The 20681-nt window shown below is 68.6% G+C and carries 17 protein-coding genes; 11 read left to right on the top strand and 6 right to left on the bottom strand.

Going from position 1 to position 20681, the window contains the following annotated elements:
• Nucleotides 1-26: 26 nt before the first annotated feature.
• Nucleotides 27-761, top strand: coding sequence for a DNA repair protein RecO (gene recO, locus INQ43_RS09150; RefSeq protein ID WP_194033991.1), 735 nt, complete (start codon nucleotides 27-29; stop codon nucleotides 759-761).
• Here the strand turns inward: recO and INQ43_RS09145 are convergent.
• Complete coding sequence (locus INQ43_RS09145) at nucleotides 758-1504, bottom strand: response regulator (protein WP_228062468.1); 747 nt, start codon at nucleotides 1502-1504, stop codon at nucleotides 758-760. The genes recO and INQ43_RS09145 overlap by 4 nt on opposite strands.
• A gap of 130 nt (nucleotides 1505-1634) precedes the next feature.
• Here INQ43_RS09145 and INQ43_RS09140 point away from each other — a divergent pair, with 130 nt between their 5' ends.
• The 9 genes from INQ43_RS09140 to INQ43_RS09100 all read left to right on the top strand — a co-directional run bounded on the left by INQ43_RS09140 (nucleotide 1635) and on the right by INQ43_RS09100 (nucleotide 10821).
• Nucleotides 1635-3632, top strand: coding sequence for a YdbH domain-containing protein (locus INQ43_RS09140; RefSeq protein ID WP_228062467.1), 1998 nt, complete (start codon nucleotides 1635-1637; stop codon nucleotides 3630-3632).
• Nucleotides 3633-3678: 46 nt separating this feature from the next.
• The gene (locus INQ43_RS09135; protein WP_194033988.1) at nucleotides 3679-4314 is read left to right on the top strand and encodes a DUF1318 domain-containing protein; all 636 of its coding nucleotides are present in this window, start codon (nucleotides 3679-3681) and stop codon (nucleotides 4312-4314) included.
• Nucleotides 4315-4443: 129 nt separating this feature from the next.
• A complete protein-coding gene (gene rlmD, locus INQ43_RS09130; protein ID WP_194036244.1) occupies nucleotides 4444-5772 on the top strand; it encodes a 23S rRNA (uracil(1939)-C(5))-methyltransferase RlmD in 1329 nt (442 codons plus the stop codon).
• A gap of 3 nt (nucleotides 5773-5775) precedes the next feature.
• Nucleotides 5776-6294, top strand: coding sequence for a CYTH domain-containing protein (locus INQ43_RS09125; RefSeq protein WP_194036243.1), 519 nt, complete (start codon nucleotides 5776-5778; stop codon nucleotides 6292-6294).
• Between the two features lie 52 nt (nucleotides 6295-6346).
• Nucleotides 6347-7342, top strand: coding sequence for a beta-N-acetylhexosaminidase (gene nagZ, locus INQ43_RS09120; protein ID WP_194036242.1), 996 nt, complete (start codon nucleotides 6347-6349; stop codon nucleotides 7340-7342).
• Nucleotides 7339-7899 carry a hypoxanthine-guanine phosphoribosyltransferase gene (locus INQ43_RS09115; protein WP_194036241.1) on the top strand — a complete coding sequence of 187 codons (561 nt, stop codon included), beginning with the start codon at nucleotides 7339-7341 and terminating at the stop codon, nucleotides 7897-7899. The genes nagZ and INQ43_RS09115 overlap by 4 nt, the downstream gene beginning before the upstream one ends.
• A complete protein-coding gene (locus tag INQ43_RS09110; protein WP_194036240.1) occupies nucleotides 7900-8679 on the top strand; it encodes an S-methyl-5'-thioinosine phosphorylase in 780 nt (259 codons plus the stop codon).
• Between the two features lie 102 nt (nucleotides 8680-8781).
• Nucleotides 8782-8988 carry a cold-shock protein gene (locus INQ43_RS09105; protein ID WP_043957320.1) on the top strand — a complete coding sequence of 69 codons (207 nt, stop codon included), beginning with the start codon at nucleotides 8782-8784 and terminating at the stop codon, nucleotides 8986-8988.
• A 120-nt stretch (nucleotides 8989-9108) separates the two neighbouring features.
• Nucleotides 9109-10821, top strand: a complete 1713-nt coding sequence (locus INQ43_RS09100) for an acyl-CoA dehydrogenase family protein (protein ID WP_194036239.1) — start codon at nucleotides 9109-9111, stop codon at nucleotides 10819-10821.
• Here the strand turns inward: INQ43_RS09100 and INQ43_RS09095 are convergent.
• The 5 genes from INQ43_RS09095 to INQ43_RS09075 all read right to left on the bottom strand — a co-directional run bounded on the left by INQ43_RS09095 (nucleotide 10805) and on the right by INQ43_RS09075 (nucleotide 17556).
• On the bottom strand, nucleotides 10805-12904 hold the full coding sequence (locus INQ43_RS09095; protein ID WP_228062466.1) for a TonB-dependent copper receptor: 2100 nt from the start codon (nucleotides 12902-12904) through the stop codon (nucleotides 10805-10807). The genes INQ43_RS09100 and INQ43_RS09095 overlap by 17 nt on opposite strands.
• An 80-nt stretch (nucleotides 12905-12984) precedes the next feature.
• Nucleotides 12985-13458, bottom strand: a complete 474-nt coding sequence (locus INQ43_RS09090) for a DUF2946 family protein (protein ID WP_194036238.1) — start codon at nucleotides 13456-13458, stop codon at nucleotides 12985-12987.
• Nucleotides 13459-13605: 147 nt separating this feature from the next.
• Nucleotides 13606-15057 (bottom strand): MATE family efflux transporter, encoded by a 1452-nt coding sequence (locus INQ43_RS09085; protein ID WP_194037637.1) that lies wholly within the window; start codon nucleotides 15055-15057, stop codon nucleotides 13606-13608.
• Between the two features lie 56 nt (nucleotides 15058-15113).
• Entirely contained in the window at nucleotides 15114-16904 is a 1791-nt protein-coding gene (locus INQ43_RS09080) for an ABC transporter transmembrane domain-containing protein (protein WP_194036237.1), read from the bottom strand.
• A 43-nt stretch (nucleotides 16905-16947) separates the two neighbouring features.
• Complete coding sequence (locus INQ43_RS09075) at nucleotides 16948-17556, bottom strand: YigZ family protein (protein ID WP_194036236.1); 609 nt, start codon at nucleotides 17554-17556, stop codon at nucleotides 16948-16950.
• Between the two features lie 218 nt (nucleotides 17557-17774).
• On the opposite strand from INQ43_RS09075, the gene INQ43_RS09070 reads away from it, so the two are divergent.
• Nucleotides 17775-20669, top strand: coding sequence for an EAL domain-containing protein (locus INQ43_RS09070; protein WP_228062465.1), 2895 nt, complete (start codon nucleotides 17775-17777; stop codon nucleotides 20667-20669).
• Nucleotides 20670-20681 lie beyond the last annotated feature (12 nt).

Genomic DNA, 20681 nt, shown 5'->3' with positions numbered 1-20681 from the left:
GGCCACGCGGCGCCGGATCTGCAGCCATGCGCCTGAGTGATGAGCCTGCCTTTGTGCTGCATGCGCGGGCCTGGCGCGAAACGAGCCTGCTGGTCGAGGTGCTCAGTGCGAACCACGGCCGCATCGGCCTGGTCGCTCGTGGCGTGCGTGGGGCCAAGCGCCATCCCCTGCGTGCCGCCCTGCAGCCCTTGCAGTCGATCCGTCTCGACGCCGTGCAACAGGGCGAGCTGGCGCAATTGCGATCGGCGGAGGCGCTTGATGCGGCGCCACGCCTGATCGGCGACGCGATGCTGGCCGGCTTCTACATCAACGAGCTGACCTTGCGGCTGACGCCGCGTGGCGAACCCCAGCCGGACCTGTTCGTTGCCTACGCGGTGACCCGCGAGCGCCTGCGTGCCGAGGCGCCGCTGGCCTGGACCCTGCGCCGCTTCGAGCGCGACCTGCTGGAAGCGTTGGGTGTGGGGTTTGACTGGAGCCAGGACGGCGAGGGCGATCCCATTGATCCGGCCGCGCGCTACCGGGTCGATCCGGAGCAGGGGCCGCAGCGGGTGCTGAGCGACCGTGGCCATGGGGATCGCAGTCGGGCGGCGTCCGGGCGGGGCCTGCTGTGTCTGGCGAGCGACGGCGTGCCCGATGCGGAGGACCTGCCCGGCCTGAGGCGCGTCCTGCGCACGGTGCTCGCCCACCATCTGGGCCCGCGCGGCCTCAAGTCCTGGGAAATGCTTGCGGGCATGCCCATTCGCGGGTCGACGCCCGACTAGCTGCCGGCTGCGGTCGCCACCGGCGGTCGGTTCAGAGTCTCCTGCGCCGCCTCCTGGAAGGTCTCCATCAAGACGCGGCTGGACGGATCGCCTTGCAGCAGTTTCACCACGGTGCCCAGTTTCGCGGCGCCCACGAACCCGCAACTGGCGCGCAGCCGGTGCAACTCGGCACCGACCGTGTCGAAATTGCCGGCGCGCGCAGCGCCGGCGATCCGCTCGCAGGCCTGCGGCAACTCGTCGAGGAACAAGCCGCGCAAGGTGGCGACATGCTCGTCATTGCCATTGAGCGCGACCGCGGCGGCGCGATCGTCCCACACCGGAGGCGCTGCGTCCGCGGTGCCAGGCTCCGTGGCGGCAGATCGCGCCGGCAAGCCCAACGCGCGGCGCACCGCGGCCTGCACTTCTGCCGTCGGCAGCGGCTTGCGCAACACCTCGATGAAGCCGGCTTCGGCCAGAGCAGCCAGTTGCGAGGGATCGTCGCTGGCGGTGTGCGCAATCGCCGGTACCCCCGGCGCGTCAGTCCGGAGCCGACGCAGGAGTTCACTCCCGCTGCCGTCGGGAAGCGTGGCGTCGAACATCCACAACTGGTAGGTGTTACTGCGACCCATGGCGAGCGCGCTTGCCACGTCCGCAGCGATATCGACCTTCGCCGGGGTCTGGCGCGCGGCTGCGGCGAGGAAGGCGGCACTCGTCGGCTCGTCCTCCACCAGCAGGATTCGGGGCAGTCCGTGTGGATCGTTCATCGGAATCACTGGCTCCGCTGGGTATGCTGCAACGATGCTCGCGCCGCTACTATCGCCGCCGCCATCGCCCCTGTCGAACGGCGTGTTTCGACGACGCGCGCGCGCTCGTTGGATAGCTGCACGGACGCTGTTGCTGCTCGCTTTCATGCTCATGCTGGCCTGTGGGCATGCGCAGGCGCGCACCCTGACCGCGCAGATCGATCGCATCGATTCGGCGATCGCTGAACTCGACAACGTGAGCGTGCGATTGTTCTGGCCTGCCGGCGCCCGACACGGTGAATTGCGGCTGCGGGTCAGGCGGATCGATTCGCCCTCGCTGGGCTACATTTTCGACGACCTGGACTGGCGCTGCCGGCTGCAGCGCAAGGATTCCCTGGCATGGGCGTGCGACGGCGAGGTCCGCAGCGGCAGTGCCGCGCCGATGCAGCTGTCGATTGCGGTCGACGCGATGGACATTGATGCCGAACTGGCGAGCGGGGCGAGCCGGCTCGGCGTGCATCGCGAGGCCGCGGCCCCGGATGCGACCCGGATCGACCTGACCCGCATTCCGCTGGTCTGGACCCAGGCCCTGCTGTCGCAGGCGTGGCCGGCGGCGGTGATCGGTGCGGGCGAGGCTGATGCGCGCCTGACCGTGCGCGCCGTTGACGATCAGCCGCTGCGGATCAGCGGTCCGGTGGCGCTTCGCGGTGCCGGCCTGGATACCGAAGACGGCAGCATCGCCGCGGCGGATCTCGATGCAACGATCGACGTCGATGCGCGTCTGGGCGACGCGGATCTGATCCTGGTGGAGGGCCGGCTGGATGGCGGCGAGCTGTTGTGGGGCACGACGTATCTCGCACTGGAACAGCGCCGGATCGATCTGCGCGTCGGCGCCGCGCACCACGAGGGTGAGGGCTGGGCGCTGCCGGAGCTGTACTGGAACGACCCGGGCATCCTCACCGTGGAAGGCAGCGCGGGGCTGAACGCGGACAATGAGCTGGACGCGCTGGACCTGAGCGTGCGCGCGCCGAACCTGGGGCCACTGAGGGACGGCTACCTCAGCGGTTGGCTGGGGATGGCCGGGCTGGGAGAGATGACGCTCGCCGGCGCTGCCGACGGCTCCCTGCGCATGCGCGGCGGCCAGCTGGCCGAGGCCGATCTGCGCCTGTCCGGGGCGAGCCTGAAGGACGCGGATGGCCGCTTCTCCTTCGCCGGCCTGGATGGCAATGTCGAACTGTCCTCCAACACCCCGGTCAACAGCGCGCTGCACTGGAGTGGCGGCACGTTGCACGGGATGGCGCTGGGGCCGGGCCGCCTGCCTTTCCGCAGCGAGGGCGGCAACCTGCAGCTGCGTGAGGCGGTGGCCGTCCCCCTGCTGGGCGGAAACGTGCTGCTGAACCACCTGCTGCTGCGACCGCCACTGGATGCCGACGGTGCTGCGTTGCGCTTTGGCGTGGCGTTGGAGGACGTGGATGTGGCCCGGTTGTCGGAAGCGCTGGACTGGCCAGCCTTTGCCGGCACCCTGAGCGGCAGCATTCCCGACGCCCACTACCGCGACGAAAAGCTGATCCTCGACGGTGGCCTGGAGATGCAGCTGTTCGGCGGCCGGGTCGGTGTCTCGGCACTGTCGATGGAGCGTCCCTTCGGCGTGCTCCCGACCCTGTCCGCCGACATCGTGCTCGACGACATCGACCTCACCGCGCTCACCGGCGCGTTCGATTTTGGCAGCATCAGCGGCAAGCTCGACGGCAGCATCGCCGAATTGCGGCTGGTGGGCTGGGAAGCGGTTGCGTTCGACGCGTGGCTGGTCACCGATCGCCACCGCGGCGTGCGCCAGCGCATCAGCCAGCGTGCGGTCCAGGACCTCACCAGCGTCGGCAACGCGTCGTTCGTGAACTCGCTGCAATCGCAACTGATCGGCTTCTTCGATGATTTCGGCTACTCGCGCCTGGGTATCGGCTGCAAGCTGGCCAACGAGGTCTGCACCATGCAAGGCCTTGCACCGGCCGGCGATGGCTTCGTGCTCGTGGAAGGCTCGGGCGTGCCGCGCTTGACCGTGCTGGGTTTCAATCGCCGGGTGGACTGGCCGACGCTGGTCGAGCGCCTGGCCGCGGTCGGCAAGGGAGAGGTGAAAGCGGTGGTCGACTAGCGTACCGTCGAGTCATAATTTCGGGTGCCCCCCCAGGAGATACACCATGCGTCGTTTGATGGGAATTCCGGTTGCCGCCGTGATGGTCACGGCATGCGTAACCATCAACGTTTATTTTCCCGCCGCCGAAGCGCGCGAAGCGGCGCGGGAGTTTGTCGACAAGGTCATCGGCGATGAAGCCACTGCGACCCCGCCCGTGGAAGAGGCCGGCGATAACAAGCAAGGCGGTCCGTCCGCGATGATCGATGGGACCACCTCGTCGCTGCGCCAACTGGCCTCGCGCGTCGACCTGTACGCGGTGGTGGGAATCGGCAGCGCCCACGCGCAGTCGCCGGACATCAGCATCAAGACCCCGGCCATCCAGGCGATCCAGGCCAGGATGGCGGCGCGTTTCAACAGCACCCTGCGGGCCGGTTTTGATGCCGGTGCGCTGGGCTTCGCCAGCGACGGCACCATTGTCGTCCGCGACGCGGCCAAACTGCCGCTGAAGGATCGCGCCAGCATCCAGCAGGCGGTGGCCGAGGACAATCGCGACCGCAACGCCGTCTATCGCGAAGTGGCCGTGGCCAATGGGCACCCGGAGTGGGAAAGCCAGATCCGTGAGGTATTCGCCAAGCAGTGGGCGGAAAGTGCCCGCAGCGGCTGGTGGTACCAGAGCGGCGGCAGCTGGAAGCAGAAGTAACGCTGCGCCGGGCCGAGCGGCAGCTCGCAGGGGCTTCCATCGCCCGCGCAAGCGGCTGCGCGCGTGGCGGCTGCCGTGCCCGCCGCGGCATCTGCGACAATACGCGGCCCCCGGCTGACCTCAGTGCTAGTGGCCCGTCTCGACAAAACCCCGTTTGAAGTGGACATCCACGCCCTGTCTCCGGACGGTCGCGGCGTGGCCCGTCTTGCCGGTGATGTGACGATGCTGGTGGCGGGCGCGCTGCCCGGCGAGCGCGTGCTTGCGACCCGCACCGGGCGCCGGCGCTGCGTCCACGAGGCACGCACCGTTGAGGTATTGCAGGCGGCGGCGGACCGGGTGACGCCGCGGTGCGGGCACTTCGGCACGTGCGGTGGCTGCGCGCTGCAGCACCTCGACGGCAGCAGCCAGATCCTTGCCAAGCAGGCCGTCCTGCTGGACCACCTGCGTGACGCGGCGGGTATCGTGCCGCCGCAATTGCTTGAGCCCTTGGTGGATGCCGCCTGGGGCTATCGACGCAAAGGCCGCTTCTCGGTGCGGCGGGTGGAGAAGAAGGGGAAAACGCTGGTTGGATTCCGCGAGACCGACCCGCGTTTTGTCGCCGAGATCCACCATTGCCACACCGTCATCCCCGAGGTGGGCGGAAAGGTCGCGGCACTCGCCGAGCTGGTCGACAGCCTGCAGGCACGCAGCGACATTCCACAGATCGAGTTCATCGCCGGCGATGTCACCGCGCAGTTCAATGGCGTGGCGCTGGTGGTTCGCCACATGGCGCCGCTGTCCACCGATGACCAGGCATCGCTGGTCGCCTTCGGCCAGCAGCACGGCTTTGCGATCTTCCTCCAGCCCGGCGGTGTCGACAGTGTCCATCCCCTGTGGCCGGCCGATCCGGCGCTGTCGTTCCGGATGCCGCACTGGAACCTCGAGTTCGCGTTCCGTCCGCTGGATTTCATCCAGGTCAACGCGGGGCTCAACGAACGCATGGTCCAGCTGGCGATGGACCTGCTGGACGTGCAGCCCGGCGACCGCGTGCTCGACCTGTTCTGCGGGCTGGGCAATTTCACCCTGCCGCTGGCGCGCCGCGTGCGCGAGGTGGTGGGGGTGGAGGGCGATGCCGGCCTGGTGGAGCGCGCGTGGGACAACGCACAGCGCAACGCCATCGACAATGCGCGCTTCCACGCCGCGGACCTGTCGCTGGACCTGTCCGGCCAGCCGTGGATGGAGCAGGGCTTCGACAAGCTGCTGCTGGATCCGCCGCGCTCGGGTGCGGCGTTCGTGCTGGAGCATCTGCCGCTGGACCAGTTCCAGCGCATCGTCTACGTCAGCTGCCATCCGGCCTCGCTGGCGCGCGACACCGCGTTGCTGGCGGCGCGTGGCTGGAAGCTGCAGGTGGCGGGAGTGATGGACATGTTCCCGCAGACCGCCCACGTGGAGTCCATTGCGATGTTCGAGAAGGCCTGAGCCATGGCGATCGAGATCGAACGCAAATTCCTGGTCACCGGCGATGGCTGGCGGGCGGCTGCGCACGAGGTCGTGCCGATGGCGCAGGGTTACCTCAATGACCTGGCGGCGATGGACACCGGCGCGATGAAGGCCTCGGTACGCGTGCGCATCGCCGGCGACGCCGCGCACCTGAATCTCAAATCGCGCGAGCTGGGGCACACACGCCAGGAATTCGAGTACCCGGTCCCGGTGGCCGATGCGCGCGCGCTGCTGGCACTATCGGTTGGCGGCCTGGTCGACAAGCGACGTCACCTGGTGAAGGTCGGCGGGCACCTGTGGGAAGTGGACGAGTTTCTTGGCGACAACGCCGGGCTCGTGGTCGCCGAGATCGAACTGGCTGACGCGCACGAGTGCTTCCAGCGGCCCGACTGGCTGGGGGTCGAGGTGACCGACGAGTCGCGCTACTACAACCTGGCCCTGGCATCGCACCCGTTCTCGCAGTGGTCCGCGCAGCAACGCGCCGGGGCGGCTGCGCCATGATCCGCATGACACCCGGCGCGAGCCGCCTACCGCTAATTCCCTGGAGTTGCCCATGCTCGTAATCGGCGTTGCCGGCACTGAACTTACCGCGCAGGAGCGCGACTGGCTGCAGCACGAGGGCTGCGCCGGCGTGATCCTGTTCACCCGCAACTTCGCCTCGCGCGAGCAGGTCGACGATCTGGCCCGCGCGATCCGTGAGGCCGCGCCGCGACCGCAGCTGATCTGCGTCGATCAGGAAGGCGGACGGGTCCAGCGTTTCCGCCAGGGCTACAGCGCGCTGCCCTCGCTGGACGGCCTGGGTCGCGACTACGCGGCCGATCCCGCTGCCGCACTGGTGCGCGCACGCGAGCACGCATGGCTGATGGCAAGCGAGATCAAGGCCAGCGGCATCGACCTGAGCTTCGCCCCCGTGGTCGACCTGGGACGCGGCAACCGCGCCATCGGCGACCGCGCGTTCGACGCCGACCCCGAGGTGGTCGCCGCGCTCACGGTCGCCTACGTCGAAGGCATGCACCAGGCCGGCATGGCCGCCACGCTGAAGCACTTCCCCGGCCACGGCTCGGTGCTGGAAGACACCCACTTCGACGACGCGGTGGACCCGCGCCCGCTGGAGGAGTTGCGCGCGCTGGACCTGGTCCCGTTCGTGGCCGGCATCAAGGCACGCGCGGACGCGGTGATGATGGCCCACGTCGTCTATCCACAGGTCGCTCCCGAGCCGGCCGGCTACTCGCGGCGGTGGATCGAGGAGATCCTGCGCAAGGAGATGGGCTTCCGCGGCGTGGTGTTCTCCGACGACATCGGCATGGCGGCGGCGTTCTCGGCCGGCGGCATCAAGCAGCGCGTCGACCTGCACCTGGATGCCGGTTGCGATGTGGTGCTGGTGTGCCATCCCGAGCTGGTGGATGAGTCGCTCAAGGCCGTGGAAGGCCGCAAGCTCAACACCATGGCGCTGACCGGTCTGATCGGCGGCGGCGCGATGGGCTGGGACAACCTGCTCGCCGACCAGCACTACCGCGACCGTCGTGACCGTCTTGGAGGCGTCGCGTGAGCGCCAGCCTGCGCGAGGTGCTGGCCAGCGCGGATGTGCTGTTCGACCGCGCGGCGGTGGAGCAGGCGATCGGCGCGATGGCCGATGTCATTCGCGATGACTACACCGACGGCGTGGACACCCGCCCGGTGTATCTGACCGTCATGCACGGGGGGATGCCGTTTGCCTCCCAGCTGGCGATGGAGCTCGGCGTTCGTGGCCTGGACCTGGAGTTCGACTATCTGCACGCGACCCGCTACCGGGGCGCGACGTCGGGTGGCGCGCTGGTGTGGAAACATCGTCCGGCCACCGCGCTGCGTGGCCGCCGGGTGCTGCTGGTGGACGACATCTTCGACGAGGGCCTGACCATGGCCGCGATCGTGGAATGGTGCCTGGCCGAAGGCGCCGTTGACGTGCGCATCGCCGCCCTTGCGGTGAAACACCACGACCGTGCGATCACGCACCTGCAGGCCGATTACGTCGGCCTTCAGGTGCCGGACCGGTATGTGTTCGGCTATGGCATGGACTACCAGGAGCAGGGTCGCAACCTGCCGGCGATCTACGCGATGAAGGACTGAGTGATGAGCGAATCGATTGAACTGGCGGTAATCGGCGGCACCGGTGTCTACGCCCTGGCCGAACTGCGTGGCATGGAAGCCCACTCGCGGGTGACGCCGTACGGCCAGCCGTCCGGACCAGTACGGGTGGGACGCCTGGGCGGCCATCGCGTGGCCTTTCTGGCGCGCCACGGCGAAGGGCATTCCGTTCCCCCGCACCTGATCAACTACCGCGCCAACCTGTCGGCGCTGAAATCGCTGGGGGCCAAGCGAGTGCTCGCCCTGAACACCGTGGGCGGCATCACTGCCGCGTTCGGCCCCGGCGTGCTCGGCTGCCCGGACCAGTTGATCGACTACACCTGGGGCCGGGTCTCGACCCTGTGCGAGGAGCCCGGCAGCGAGGTCCTGCACGTGGATTTCGGTGAGCCGTATACGCCGCAGTTGCGCCAGAGCGTGCTCGCGGCCGCGCGGCAGGCCGGCGTCCCCCTGGTGGATGGCGGTTGTTACGGTGCCACCCAGGGCCCACGACTGGAAACCCGCGCCGAAATCAGCCGCATGCGGCGCGACGGCTGCGATCTGGTGGGCATGACCGGCATGCCCGAAGCCGGCCTGGCGCGCGAGATGGGCCTGGAGTACGCGTGCCTGGCCATCGTCGCGAACTGGGCGGCAGGCGCCGGTCCGGATGTCAGCGAGGTGATTACCCTGCAGGACGTGCTGGACAACGTCGCCAGCGCGTCGGCCGGATTGCCGGCCCTGCTGGAGGCGGTGATGGTGCAGCTGGCCGGGGAAAATCCGGGCTGAGAATGGTGATGTTGTAAAGCAGAAGTTCAGTTTGCATACTCTGGCCAACCGCGCTTGCGCTCGCAGCGCGGGTCACCACCCAGCCACGAGGTCATCAAGGATATGCAGTACGGCACTGTGAAATGGTTCAACGACGCCAAGGGATTTGGCTTCATTTCCCCTGAAGACGGAAGCGCGGACGTGTTCGCACACTTCTCCGCCATCAACGCGAAGGGCTTCCGCAGCCTTCAGGAAGGCCAGCGCGTCAGCTACGAGCTGACCCAGGGACCGAAGGGCGCGCAGGCGTCCGACATCACCCCGGCCGAATAGCCGCGCCACGTGAATGAAGAAACCCCGCTTCGGTGGGGTTTTTTTTGTGCGCGCTACGGGCAGCCGTGATACGAACCGGGCTTGCGCTAGATTGGTCCCAAGCCGCTATCGGAGACGCCCATGGAGCCGTTGCCGCAGGCGCAGGAGCCCGCTGCGCCGTTTGAGACCCACCGGGTGGAAAACCAGCCGCCGCCATTCGGCCCACGTGATCTGTGGCGCGATGACGCCGTGCTGCGTGATGCGCTGGCGCGGGAGTTGTCGCTTCTACAGCCGCAGCCTGAGCCGGGATCACTCGAGGAGGGCCGGCAGGCCATCGCGAGCTACGCCGTGCTCGCCGGCGGTCCGGCTTTGGAGTGGGCCGACGACGCCCACCGCGACCGCCCGCGGCTGCTCAGCCACGACCGCTTCGGCCACCGGATCGACCGCGTCGCCTTCCACCCGGCCTACCACTCGCTGATGGATGCGGCGATCCGCCACGGTGTCGCCGGCTGGTCCTGGCGCCACGAGCAGCCCGGCGGGCACGTGGTGCGGGCCGCGCTGAGCTACCTGCACCACCAGGTCGAGCCGGGCACGAGTTGTCCGCTGACAATGACCCACGCGTCGGTGCCGGTGCTGCGACGCGAGCCGGCGCTGGCGCAATGGTCCGAGAAGGCGGCCGCGCCGCTGTACGACCCGCGGGAGGTGCCGGTTGCCGACAAGGCCGGCGTCACCCTCGGCATGGGCATGACCGAGAAACAGGGCGGCAGCGACGTGCGTGCCAACACCACCGTGGCGACGCCGTTGGCGGACGGCAGCGGCTACCGTCTGGTCGGCCACAAGTGGTTCCTGTCGGCACCAATGAGCGACGGCTTCCTGATGCTGGCGCAGGCGCCGGGTGGGCTGGGCTGTTTCCTGATGCCGCGCGTCCTGGAGGACGGCAGCAAAAACGCGTTCCGGTTGATCCGGCTGAAGGACAAGTTGGGCGACTGGTCGAACGCCTCCTCGGAGATCGAATTGTGCGGCGCGCTGGCGTTTCCGGTCGGCGCCGAAGGGCGGGGTGTCGCGACCATCCTGGAGATGGTGATGCTGACCCGGCTGGACTGCCTGCTCGGCGGCGCAGCGCAGATGCGCATGGCGCTGGCCCGGGCGATCCACCACTGCCGTCACCGGAGCGCGTTCGGCAAGCGACTGGAGGAGCAACCGTTGATGGCGAACGTGCTGGCGGATCTGGCGGTGGAGGCTGAAGCCGCGTTGGTGCTGGCGATGCGGATTGCGCGCGCGGTCGACGCCGCCGAACGTGACCCCGCCGAGGCGGCGCTGGCGAGGATCGGTACTGCGGTTGGCAAGTACTGGGTCTGCCGGCGTGCGCCGGCATTCGTCAACGAGGCGCAGGAGTGTCTGGGTGGCAACGGCTACATCGAGGAGTCGCTCATGCCGCGCCTGTATCGGCAGGCGCCGTTGAACTCGATCTGGGAGGGCAGCGGCAACATCCAGTGTCTGGACGTGCTGCGGGCGCTGCAGCGCGAGCCCGAAACCGGCGCTGCCGTGTGGGCGGAACTGGTCGCTGCCGGCGAGGGTGGCAGCGAGTACGCGCAGGCCATCGAACACCTGCGCGCCACGCTTACCGAAGGGGCAGCGGTGGAGCCCGCCCAGGCGCGCCGGTTCGTGGAGCGCCTCGCCCTGGCGCTGCAGGCCTCACTGCTGCTCCGCGTCGGCAGCCCCGCCGCGCAGGGCTTCTGTCGCAGTCGTCTCGGTGGCGAACACGGCCTGGCCATGGGCACCCTGCCGGCGGGGGTGCCCATGGACGCGCTGATCGAACGCGCGCTGCCGGCCGGGCTCAGTACTTCAGGTTGAGCTTGACCCAGGCGGTGCGGCCCGGCTCGTTGATCCGGACCGGATCGGCCGGGTAGCCGAAGTCGGCGTTGCCCGCCAGGTTCAGGTGTTCGCTGTAGGTGCGGTCGAACACGTTGTCCACGCCGACCGTAAACTGGGCCAGGCTGTTGAAGCGGTAGCCACCGTTGACCGCGAAGGTCGCAAACCCCGCGCTTGGCCCGAGGTCCTGGCCGACCACGCTGCCCTGGGCCAACGCGATGCGGTCCTGCGAGGCGACGGCGCGCACCAACGCCCCGAACGACCACTGGCTGTCGTCCCAGCCCAGCGACAGGCGCGCTTCCAGCGGTGGCATCTGCGGCAGGGCGGTGCCGGCGTCCTGGTTCTTGCCCCAGGAATGGGCGAGCGTGCCACCCAGGGTCCACTGCGCGGACGGCCGGTACTCCATGCCCAGTTCGCCGCCGTGGATGCGCGCGTCGATATTTGACGCCGAAGACATGGGGCCCATCATCCCGGCGCCGCCGTAGCGGAACAGGATGAAGTCGTCGACCCGGCCGGCATAGGCGGACACCCAGGCACCCCAGGTCTTGCTGCGGTACTGCACGCCGACGTCGAGCTGCGTGGTCTTCTCCGTCGCCACGCCGGCGAACGCGTTCGCCGTGCCGACCGGGCCCATGTCGGGCGAGAACAGTTCCCAGTAGTCGGGCATGCGTTCGGTATGGCCCAGGCCGGCGTACCAGGTGACCGGCTGATCGACCAGGTCCCGCTCGAAGCGGATGAAGCCGGCGGACAGGGTTTCGGTGCGGCTGCTGCCGGCGGTGGGGTTGGGCCGGCCCATCTTGCCGAGTGTGGTGCGCTCGTCGGTCGCCCGCGCGCGGTCGGCGCGCAGGCCGGCAATGACACGCTTGCCCGCGTCGGCACGCCAGGTGCCCTCGGCAAACACGCCCAGGTTGCGGAAGCGCGCGTCCACCGTCCACGGCTGCAACTGGTAGGTGTTGCGGCCGTGGCCAGAGCGGCGGCGGTGGCGGCTGTCCTGCAAGTCGAAGCCAGCGGTGACATCGACGCTGTCGCCCAGCCAGGTGGCAGCGGCGCGTCCGCCGGTGGTGGCGCGTTCGACGTTGGACGCCATCGGCATCGGCATCGCCCCATCCGGGTTTGGCCGGCGCAGGCTGTAGTTGTCCATGACGTGGTCGGCGCGGTTGTAGAACACGTTGGCCTCGATCGAGTCCAGCGCGCCGGGGAGGTTCTTCTTCTCCAGGCGCAGGCCATAGCTGTCGCGTTTGAACTGCGAGCCGTCCATGCCGCGACCGGCGTAACGTGCCTCGCCGTCGCCGACGCCGGCGGTCGCTTCCAGCACGGTGTCGGCATCCGGCGTCCAGCCCAGGGCGAGGTCGGCGTTCCACTTGTTCCACTCCGAGGCCACGGCGTTGCCGTTGCCGTCGCGGTAATCGTCGGAGTCGGAGCGGTTGGCGCTGATGCGCGCGTAGCCGGGCTGCGCGCCGAAGGTGGCATCGAGCACCTGGTCATTGCGGCCGAATGAGCCGCCCAGCAGGCTGCCGGCGAGTTTCACCGTCGGCTCGTCGAACTGCTCGCGGTCGCGCGAGAAGCGCACCGTGCCTGCCGAGGCGCCCGGTCCCCACAGGACGGTCTGTGGCCCCTTGACCACGACCAGGCTGTCGTAGGTTTCCGGCGACACGTAGGACATCGGATTGTCCATCCGCGATGGGCAGGCGCCCGGCATCGCGCCGTCGTTGCTGAGCAGGTTCAGGCGCGAGCCGAACATGCCGCGCAGCACGGGATCGCCGTTGGTGCCGCCGTTGCGGATCGCGGTGAAGCCGGGAATGGTCTTGAGGTAATCGGCGCCGTCGCTGGCGGGAACCGGTTGCCGGGGCAGGCGCGGATCGGTCTCGAAGGTGAGCGCCGAGACCGGCCGCGCGGAGGTCACCACGACCTGCTGGAAATCAAACGGCGCGGGTGCGGCCGGGGCCGCGTCGGCGGGCACCTCGGCGTGGACGGGCAGGCACGCCAAGGCGGTCACGATCGCCAGCGACAGGCGCGTGGAACGGGCCCGCGGCATGCGGGAGGGGAAACGGGCATTGCGGAACATGGTCAAACTCCTGGCACCGGGGTGCGCGCGGCCATTGCCGCGGATGCGGGGTCGAGAAGGGGGAACGCGGAGGGCGGAGCTCAGGCCGTGATCGGCGGTCCGCGGGAGCCCAGGCCGGTCGGGTGCCGATCCAATTCGGGGGTCCGGGTCGCCGGCACACGCACCGCGGTGCCTTGGACAGGCAACGCAGCCGGGAGGCCGGGAACGGGCAGGGCGGTCGTCCCGGCAAGCAACGGGCAGTACGCGCAGTCGTCGTCCGAGCCGTGATGGCCGTTGCCGGCAGCCGGCTGTCCATCGGCTGTATCGAGGGTGGACGCAGGCCCGTGGGCAATGGCGATGGCCGAGGTCGCGGCGGCGGCCTTTCCGGAGTGCGCCGGATTCGCCTTATGTCCAGCCTCTGCGCTTTGCCCGCGCATCGTCGCCTCGGCCGGCATCGCGTGCATCGACATTGCCGGCTGGCCCGTCAGGCGGCCAACGCTGGGCACCAGACTCAACGCCACGATGGCGGCGAGGGCCAGGTGGCTCATCCAGCGGTGGAACAGGCGGCGGTTCATGTGCGGCTATTGTCAGGCACGTGCACCACCACGTGCTGATCCAGGTCAAGTCCAACCATGCTTGACCGTATGGTTGCGAGGAATCCTCGAGGATCACCGCCACTTTGCCCGCTGGCTGCGCTCGCGGAGAGTTCCACGGCCACCAGCTCAACTACCGCGGACATCCAGCGCAGCGCCTGCCACATCGTCTGCTTCCCGGTCCCGATCCGGAGCGGGGTCGGCGATCGGTGACGGTGCGCAGGCCGGGACCTCGGACGGAATGGCGACCTCGCGCGGGTCGGTCGGCAGCATCTTCGCGCTGCGCCAGCGGCCCCAGCGGTAATACGCCAGCGACATCACCATCGCCGAGGCGGCGCTGACCGGGAAACTCCACCACACCGCGTCCACGCCCATCAAGGGCTGCAGCATCTCCGCGAACGGCACGCGCACGCCCCACAAGGCGATGGCGAGGATCACCAGCGGCGGAATCACCGCACCGGTGGCACGAACCACGCCGGAGACCACGAAGGTCACGCCGAAGAACAGGAACGACCACACGCCAATGTGGTTCAGGTGGCGGGCGATCTCCATCGAGTCGCTGCCGTCGGGCAGGAACAGCGCGAAGCTGTAGCGGTCCAGCAGGATCAGCGGCGCGATCAGGGCGCCGGTGAGGAGGAAGTTGTAGCCGATGCCGGTGTGGGCGGTGGCGTCCACCCGCTTCCAGTCGCCGGCACCGACGCTTTGCGCTGCAATCGAGGAGCAGGCGGCGCCGATCGCCATCGCCGGCATCTGCACGTAGGTCCACAATTGCAGCGCCGCGCCGTACGCCGCTGCGGTGGCGATGCCGTAGGCGTTGACCATCGTCATCATCGCGATCATCGCCAGCGAGATCAGCACCATCTGCAGGCCCATCGGTACGCCCTTGACCACGAGTGCGCGCAGGATCGTCAGGTCCACCCGGAACAGGTGCGCGTCCGCCCGGCCGAGCCACAAGGGATGCTGCTTGCGGCGCAGGTACAGCAGCATCGCCAGCAGGCTGATGCCCTGGCCAACGACCGTTGCGGTCGCCGAGCCGGCGATCCCCATCTCCGGAAACGGTCCAATGCCGAAGATCAGCAGCGGATTGAAAATCACGTCCAGGATCACCGACAGCAGCAGGAAACGGAACGGGGTGCGCGAATCGCCGACACCGCGCAGCGCCGCGGACACGAAGGCGAACGCGTAGATGAACGGCATCGCCAGGAAGATCACCTTCAGGTAGCTCTCCGCCAACGGCAGCGCCGCCGCAGGCGTGTCCATCAAGCGCAGCAGCGGATCGGTGACGAACCATCCGGTCACCGCCAGAATCACCGACAGGCTGATGAAGAACGTCGCACTGGTGCCCATCACCCGGCGCGCCTGGGCGTTGTCGTGGGCGCCGGTGGCCTGGCCGATCAGGATCGTGGCGGCCATGCCGATGCCGAATACCGCGCCGATCAGGAAGAACATCACGTTGTTGGCGTTGGCGGTCGCCGTCAGCGCCGCCTCGCCGAGGAAACGGCCGACCCAGATCGCATTGATCGAGCCGTTCAGCGACTGCGCCGCGTTGCCGGCCATGATCGGCAGCGCGAAGACGATCATCGTGCGGCCGACGGGACCTTCCGTCAGCAGGCGCACGCTCTTGGCCTGTTTTTTGCTCAATCCAGGAACTGCAGCTTGGCCAGGTCGGCGTACAGGCCGTCTTCGCGCAACAGCTGGTCGTGGGTGCCTTCGGCGACGATACGGCCGTGGTCCATCACCACGATCCGGTCGGCCTTGAGCACAGTCGCCAGTCGATGCGCGATGACCAGCGTGGTGCGACCCTCCAGCAACGTGTCCAGGGCCTGCTGCACCGCGCGCTCGCTCTGTGCGTCCAGCGCGCTGGTGGCCTCGTCCAGGAGCAGGATCGGCGCGTCCTTGAGCAGGGCGCGGGCGATCGCGATGCGTTGCTGCTGGCCGCCCGACAGGCGCGCGCCGCGTTCACCGAGCTCGGTGTCCAGTCCCTCGGGCAGCGCGCTGATGAAATCGCTGGCGTGGGCAGCCTCCACGGCCGCGTCGACGTCGGCGTCGCTGGCTTCCAGGCGGCCGTAACGGATGTTGTCGCGAGCGGTGGTGGCGAAGATGCTCGGTTGCTGCGGCACCAGCGCAATGGCGCCGCGCAGGTCGGCCGGGTCGAAACGGCGGATGTCGATGCCGTCGATGGTGATGCTGCCCTGGGCCGGATCGTGGAAGCGCAGCAGCATCGACAGCACGGTGCTCTTGCCGGCACCCGACGGGCCGACCAGGGCGACGGTCTCTCCGGGATGCACGTGCAGGCTGAAATCCTCCAGAGCCGGGTGGTCCGGACGCATCGGGTAATGGAAGGTGACCCCGTCCAGGACGATGTCGCCACGCAGCGGCGCGGGCAGCGGTTCGGGATGCGCGGGCGCGGTAATGCTGGACTCCTCGGCGAGCAGCTCACCGATCCGGCCCATGCCGCCGGCGGCTCGCTGCACCTCGTTCCAGACTTCCGCCAGCGAGCCCACCGAGCCGCCGCCGATCATCGCGTACAGGACGAACTGGCCCAGCGTGCCGGCGCTCATCCGGCCTTCGGCGACATCGTGGGCGCCGGACCACAGCACCAGGGTGATCGCGCCGAAAATCAACACGATCGCGATTGCGGTCACCCACGCCTGGGCCTGGATGCGGCGGCGTGCGGTGGCGACGGCGATCTTCAGCGCGTCGCTGAAGCGACCCAGTTCATAGGGTTCGCGCGCATGCGCCTGCACGGTGGACACCGCGCCCAGGGTCTCGTTGGCCAGCGTGTTGGCGTCGGCGACCCGGTCTTGGCTGTCACGCGAGATCCGCTTCAGCCGGCGACCGCCGACCACGATCGGCAACACGGCCAGCGGAATGCCGACCAGTGCATACGCCGCCAGGTGGGGGCTGCTGACGAACAGCATCACGATGCTGCCCAGGAAGGTCACCACGCTGCGCAGCGCCACCGACATGCTGGTGGCGATGACGCCGCGCAGCAGTTCCGCGTCCGCGGTCAGGCGCGAGACCAGCTCGCCGCTGCGGCTGCGGTCGTGGAAGCCGGCGTCCAGGCCGATCAGGTGCGAGTAGAGGCGGCCGCGCAGGTCGGCGACCACGCGCTCGCCGAGCAGCGACACGAAGAAGAAGCGCGCCGCGGTGGCCAGCGCCAGTGCCACCGCAACGGCGAACAGCAGCACGAAGGCCTGGTCGATCGCGCTGCCGCCGCCCTGGGCGAAGCCACGGTCGATCATGGTCTTGAAGGCGACAGGCAGGCTCAGTGTGGCCGCCGACGAGCACGCCAGGGCGATCAGCCAGCCGGCAAACAGGGCGCGGTGGCGGCTGACGAACGGCCAGAGTGCCTTGAGGTTGCCGACGGCGGGCTTCGCCGTAGCGGACTCAGTGGTCGGTGCGGGTGCTGCGGAAGTGTCACTCATGCGCGGTATTGTCCGCTATCAAGTTGGGTGCGTCCCGTAATGATCACGTGGTGCCCGTGTCGGGATTGTTTATCGCCAGTCGTGCGCGGTCCCGCGTCGCATCGCGCAGCTGGTCGCCGAGCCCGTCCCGCCGGCTGGACGGCAAACGCAACTGCAGGTGCACGCCCGCGGCGGTGAACCGCTCGTCCAGCTTCTCGACGCCGTGCGCGGCCAGCGCGGCGTGCACGGCCCCGGTATCGGCGAAACCGAACTGCAGCGTGCACTCCACGTAGTCGATCAACGGCCGTCGCCGCGCGGTGCGCAGGCATTCCGCCGCGCAGCCGCCGTAGGCGCGGACCAGTCCGCCCGCGCCCAGGTTGATGCCGCCGTACCAGCGCGTCACCACGACCACGGTCTGGTCCAGTCCCTGACCATCGATGGCCGACAGGATGGGGCGCCCGGCGGTGCCTGCCGGCTCGCCGTCATCGCTGGACCGGTACAGCTCACCGATCCGGTAGGCCCAGCAGTTGTGGGTGGCGGCCGGATCGCCGACCTCGGCCACGAAAGCCAGTGCCGCCTCGGGCGAGTCGACGGGCGCCGCAAGGGCGAGAAAGCGGCTGTGCTTGACCTCGATCTCGTGGCTGGCGCGGCCCGCCAATGCGTAATCGCCCATTACCGGACGCCTGGCCGGAAGCCCCGGACGCACGGCTGGAGCAGCTGCGGAGGGATACTGGATGGGGGCTGGCGGCGCTCGTGCTGCATGGCGCTCAGGGTAAAGCCGCTCCGCCCGTACGGCAAAGGACGCACCGCGAAAGGCGTGCGGCGCGGATCCGGCGCATCCAAGCCCGTGTCGCGCTATTCTGCCTGCGCCAACAGGGGGAGAAGCTGACAGTGCGCCACCACACCACGTCCATTGCGCACGCCGCAGGCGATCCCGCTGCGGTGCAACGCGAGGGAGGCGACGGACTGCTGCCGATGATCAACGCGACGCTGCCGCCGGGCTCGCGCCTGCATCTGCGGTCGCGCGATTCCCTTCCCCGCGGAGCGGATCGCCCGGTCCACGATGCTGCAAGGGCGCTCGAGTGGGAGGAGGATGCTGACGGCGCCCACCACATCGAGCTGGACTGGGATGGGCAACAGGGCCAGTCGGTGCTGGTGGTCGAGCTGCCCGAAGCCATGACCGCCGCGCAGCGCACGGCATGGATGGTGCTCGCCACGCGCACCATCGAGTTGCACCTGGCGGCGACGCGCGCGAGCTCGCGGGTCAAGGAGCTGGAGAAGTCGGAGCAGTTGCAGCAGGCGCTGTACGAGATCGCCGACCTCGCCGGATCGAGCCTGGAGCTTGTGGACATGCTCCAGCGGATCCATGCCGTGGTCGCCCGGCTCATGTACGCGGAAAATTTCTACATCGTCCTCTATGACGACGCAGCACAGACCTACCGGTTCCTGTACTTCGCCGACCAGATGGATTCCTTCCGGCCGGACCCCTCGGTCGAGATTCCCGTGGACAGTGCGCCCAACAGCCTGACCATGGCGCTGATCCGCCTCGGTGAAGCGGTTTTCGGCTCCTCCGAGCATGTACGGCGCTGTTTGGGAGTATCCGAGGACCCCAACCACGGCCCCGACAGCGCCGACTGGCTCGGTGTGACGATGCGTCGCGACGACAGGGTATGCGGCGCGATCGTGGTGCAGAGCTACGATCGGCCCGACTGTTACGGGGTCGAGGAGCAGGCGTTGCTTGGGTTCGTCGCCCAGCACATCCTGACCGCGCTGGATCGCTATCAGGCACGTGAGGAACTGGAGCGGCGCGTCGAGGAGCGCACCAAGGCACTGCAGCTCAGCAACCGCGATCTGCACTCGGAGATCATCGAGCGTCAGCGTGCGGAAAAACTCCAGCGCGCTTTGTACCGCATCGCCGAGCTTTCGATCAGCGCCGGGACGCTGGAGATCTTCTACGCGCAGGTACATGCGGTGGTGAACGAGCTGCTTGACGCGCGCAACTTCTATATCGCGTTGCTTTCGGAAGACGGCGCGCGACTCGAGTTTCCCTACTCGATCGACGAGCACGATGCCCACCGCGCCAGCCGCGTCCTGGACTCGGGGATGACCGAGCACGTCATCGAAACCGGCAGGGCGCTGCTGACCGACCCGCATCGGATGGCCGGATTCCGCGGCCACGGCACCGTTGCCCAGTGCTGGCTCGGGGTGCCGCTGTACCGCGACAACACGGTGGTTGGGGTCATCGCGGTGCAGAGCTACTCGGAGGACGTCACCTTCACCGCCCGCGACCAGGACCTGCTCAACTTTGTCGCCAACCACATCAGCATCGGCCTGACCCGCAAGCAGGAGCAGGAGCGCCTCGTATTGGCCCATGCCGAGCTGGAACAGCGGGTCGATTCACGAACGCGTGAACTGGCGATGGCCAATGCCGAGCTGCTGGAGCAGATCGGCGAGCGCATGCGTGCGGAACAGCAACTGACCCATCAGGCGCGCCACGACGAGCTCACCGGACTGCCCAACCGCAGCCAGCTGCTCGACCACATGGGCGTGGCAGTCACCAAGGCGCAGGCCAACGCGCACGCGGTATCGCCGTCGGAGGATTCCTGCGGCTTTGCGGTGCTGTTCCTGGATCTGGACCGGTTCAAGCTGATCAACGACAGCGTGGGCCATTCCGCCGGTGATGACCTGCTGGTCGAGGCCGGCCGACGTATCGTCGCTGCCGTCCGCGACCACGACCTGGTCGCCCGCCTGGGCGGGGACGAGTTCGCCGTGCTGGTCAATGACATCGAGGGGCTGCATGTGGCGAAGAGCCTGGCCCAGCGTGTCCTGCATTCGCTGGGCCAGGCCTACTGGATCGCCGGACGCGAGGTATTCCCGTCCGCCAGCGTCGGCATCGCGATGTGGCAGCCGCGTTACGGCAGCGGTACCGACCTGCTGCGCGATGCCGACGCGGCGATGTACCGCGCCAAGGCCAGCGGCCGCGATCGCTGGGCGGTGTTCGACGAGGACATGCGCGAGGAGGCGTCGCGCATCCTTGATCTGGAGGCGGACCTGCGCCGGGCCATCAACGGCGACAACTTCATTCCCTACTACCAGCCCATCATGAGTCTGGACGGGCACCAGGTGGTCGGCCACGAGGCATTGCTGCGTTGGCGCCACCCTACGCGCGGCCTGCTGGCACCCGGCGAGTTCATCGGCCTGGGCGAAGACAACGGGCTGATCGAGGAAGTCGACTGGCTGATGTACGCGCAGGTGATCACCCGTCTGTCGCGCGGCGTGGACGGCTATGTGTCGGTCAACGTCTCGCCGCGCCACTTCCGCTCGGCGGATTTTGCCGATCGCCTGATGCGCCTGATCCACAACGCCGGCGCGAACCCGAACCAGTTGCGCATCGAGATCACCGAGGTTGCCCTGTTCGACGATATCGGGCGGACCCTGAGCACCCTGCACACGCTTCGCAGCCACGGCGTGCTGGCCCAGCTGGACGACTTTGGCACGGGCTATTCGGCGCTGTCGTGCCTGCACCGATTCCCGATCGAATGCCTCAAGATCGACCGCAGCTTCGTGGCCGGATTGACGGGAGAGAAGCAGGCCGAGAGCATCGCCGTGGTGCGCGCGATCCAGGCACTGGCAGGGACTCTGGGGATCCACACCATCGGCGAAGGCATCGAGACCGAGGCGCAACGCGACATCCTGTTTGAGCTGGGATGCGAGCGCGGGCAGGGTTACCTGCTCGGGCGTCCCGCACCACAGATGGGGCAACTGGAAACCGTCGAGTCTGCGTGAGCCCGTGGTTGG

The organism is Lysobacter sp. H23M47 (assembly GCF_015209765.1).
Lineage (GTDB): Bacteria > Pseudomonadota > Gammaproteobacteria > Xanthomonadales > Xanthomonadaceae > Novilysobacter > Novilysobacter avium.
Note: the sequence above shows the minus strand (reverse complement) of the source record. Positions and strands in the feature narration are given on the sequence as shown.

Excerpts from the sequence above, each read along its gene's own strand:
- nagZ (WP_194036242.1), top strand. The coding sequence starts at position 6,347 with ATGCTCGTAATCGGCGTTGCCGGCACTGAACTTACCGCGCAGGAGCGC.
- INQ43_RS09095 (WP_228062466.1), bottom strand. The coding sequence starts at position 12,904 with ATGTTCCGCAATGCCCGTTTCCCCTCCCGCATGCCGCGGGCCCGTTCC.
- INQ43_RS09100 (WP_194036239.1), top strand. The coding sequence starts at position 9,109 with ATGGAGCCGTTGCCGCAGGCGCAGGAGCCCGCTGCGCCGTTTGAGACC.
- INQ43_RS09135 (WP_194033988.1), top strand. The coding sequence starts at position 3,679 with ATGCGTCGTTTGATGGGAATTCCGGTTGCCGCCGTGATGGTCACGGCA.
- recO (WP_194033991.1), top strand. The coding sequence starts at position 27 with ATGCGCCTGAGTGATGAGCCTGCCTTTGTGCTGCATGCGCGGGCCTGG.
- INQ43_RS09125 (WP_194036243.1), top strand. The coding sequence starts at position 5,776 with ATGGCGATCGAGATCGAACGCAAATTCCTGGTCACCGGCGATGGCTGG.
- INQ43_RS09075 (WP_194036236.1), bottom strand. The coding sequence starts at position 17,556 with ATGGGCGATTACGCATTGGCGGGCCGCGCCAGCCACGAGATCGAGGTC.
- INQ43_RS09145 (WP_228062468.1), bottom strand. The coding sequence starts at position 1,504 with ATGAACGATCCACACGGACTGCCCCGAATCCTGCTGGTGGAGGACGAG.
- INQ43_RS09085 (WP_194037637.1), bottom strand. The coding sequence starts at position 15,057 with ATGATCGTCTTCGCGCTGCCGATCATGGCCGGCAACGCGGCGCAGTCG.
- INQ43_RS09105 (WP_043957320.1), top strand. The coding sequence starts at position 8,782 with ATGCAGTACGGCACTGTGAAATGGTTCAACGACGCCAAGGGATTTGGC.
- INQ43_RS09090 (WP_194036238.1), bottom strand. The coding sequence starts at position 13,458 with ATGAACCGCCGCCTGTTCCACCGCTGGATGAGCCACCTGGCCCTCGCC.
- INQ43_RS09080 (WP_194036237.1), bottom strand. The coding sequence starts at position 16,904 with ATGAGTGACACTTCCGCAGCACCCGCACCGACCACTGAGTCCGCTACG.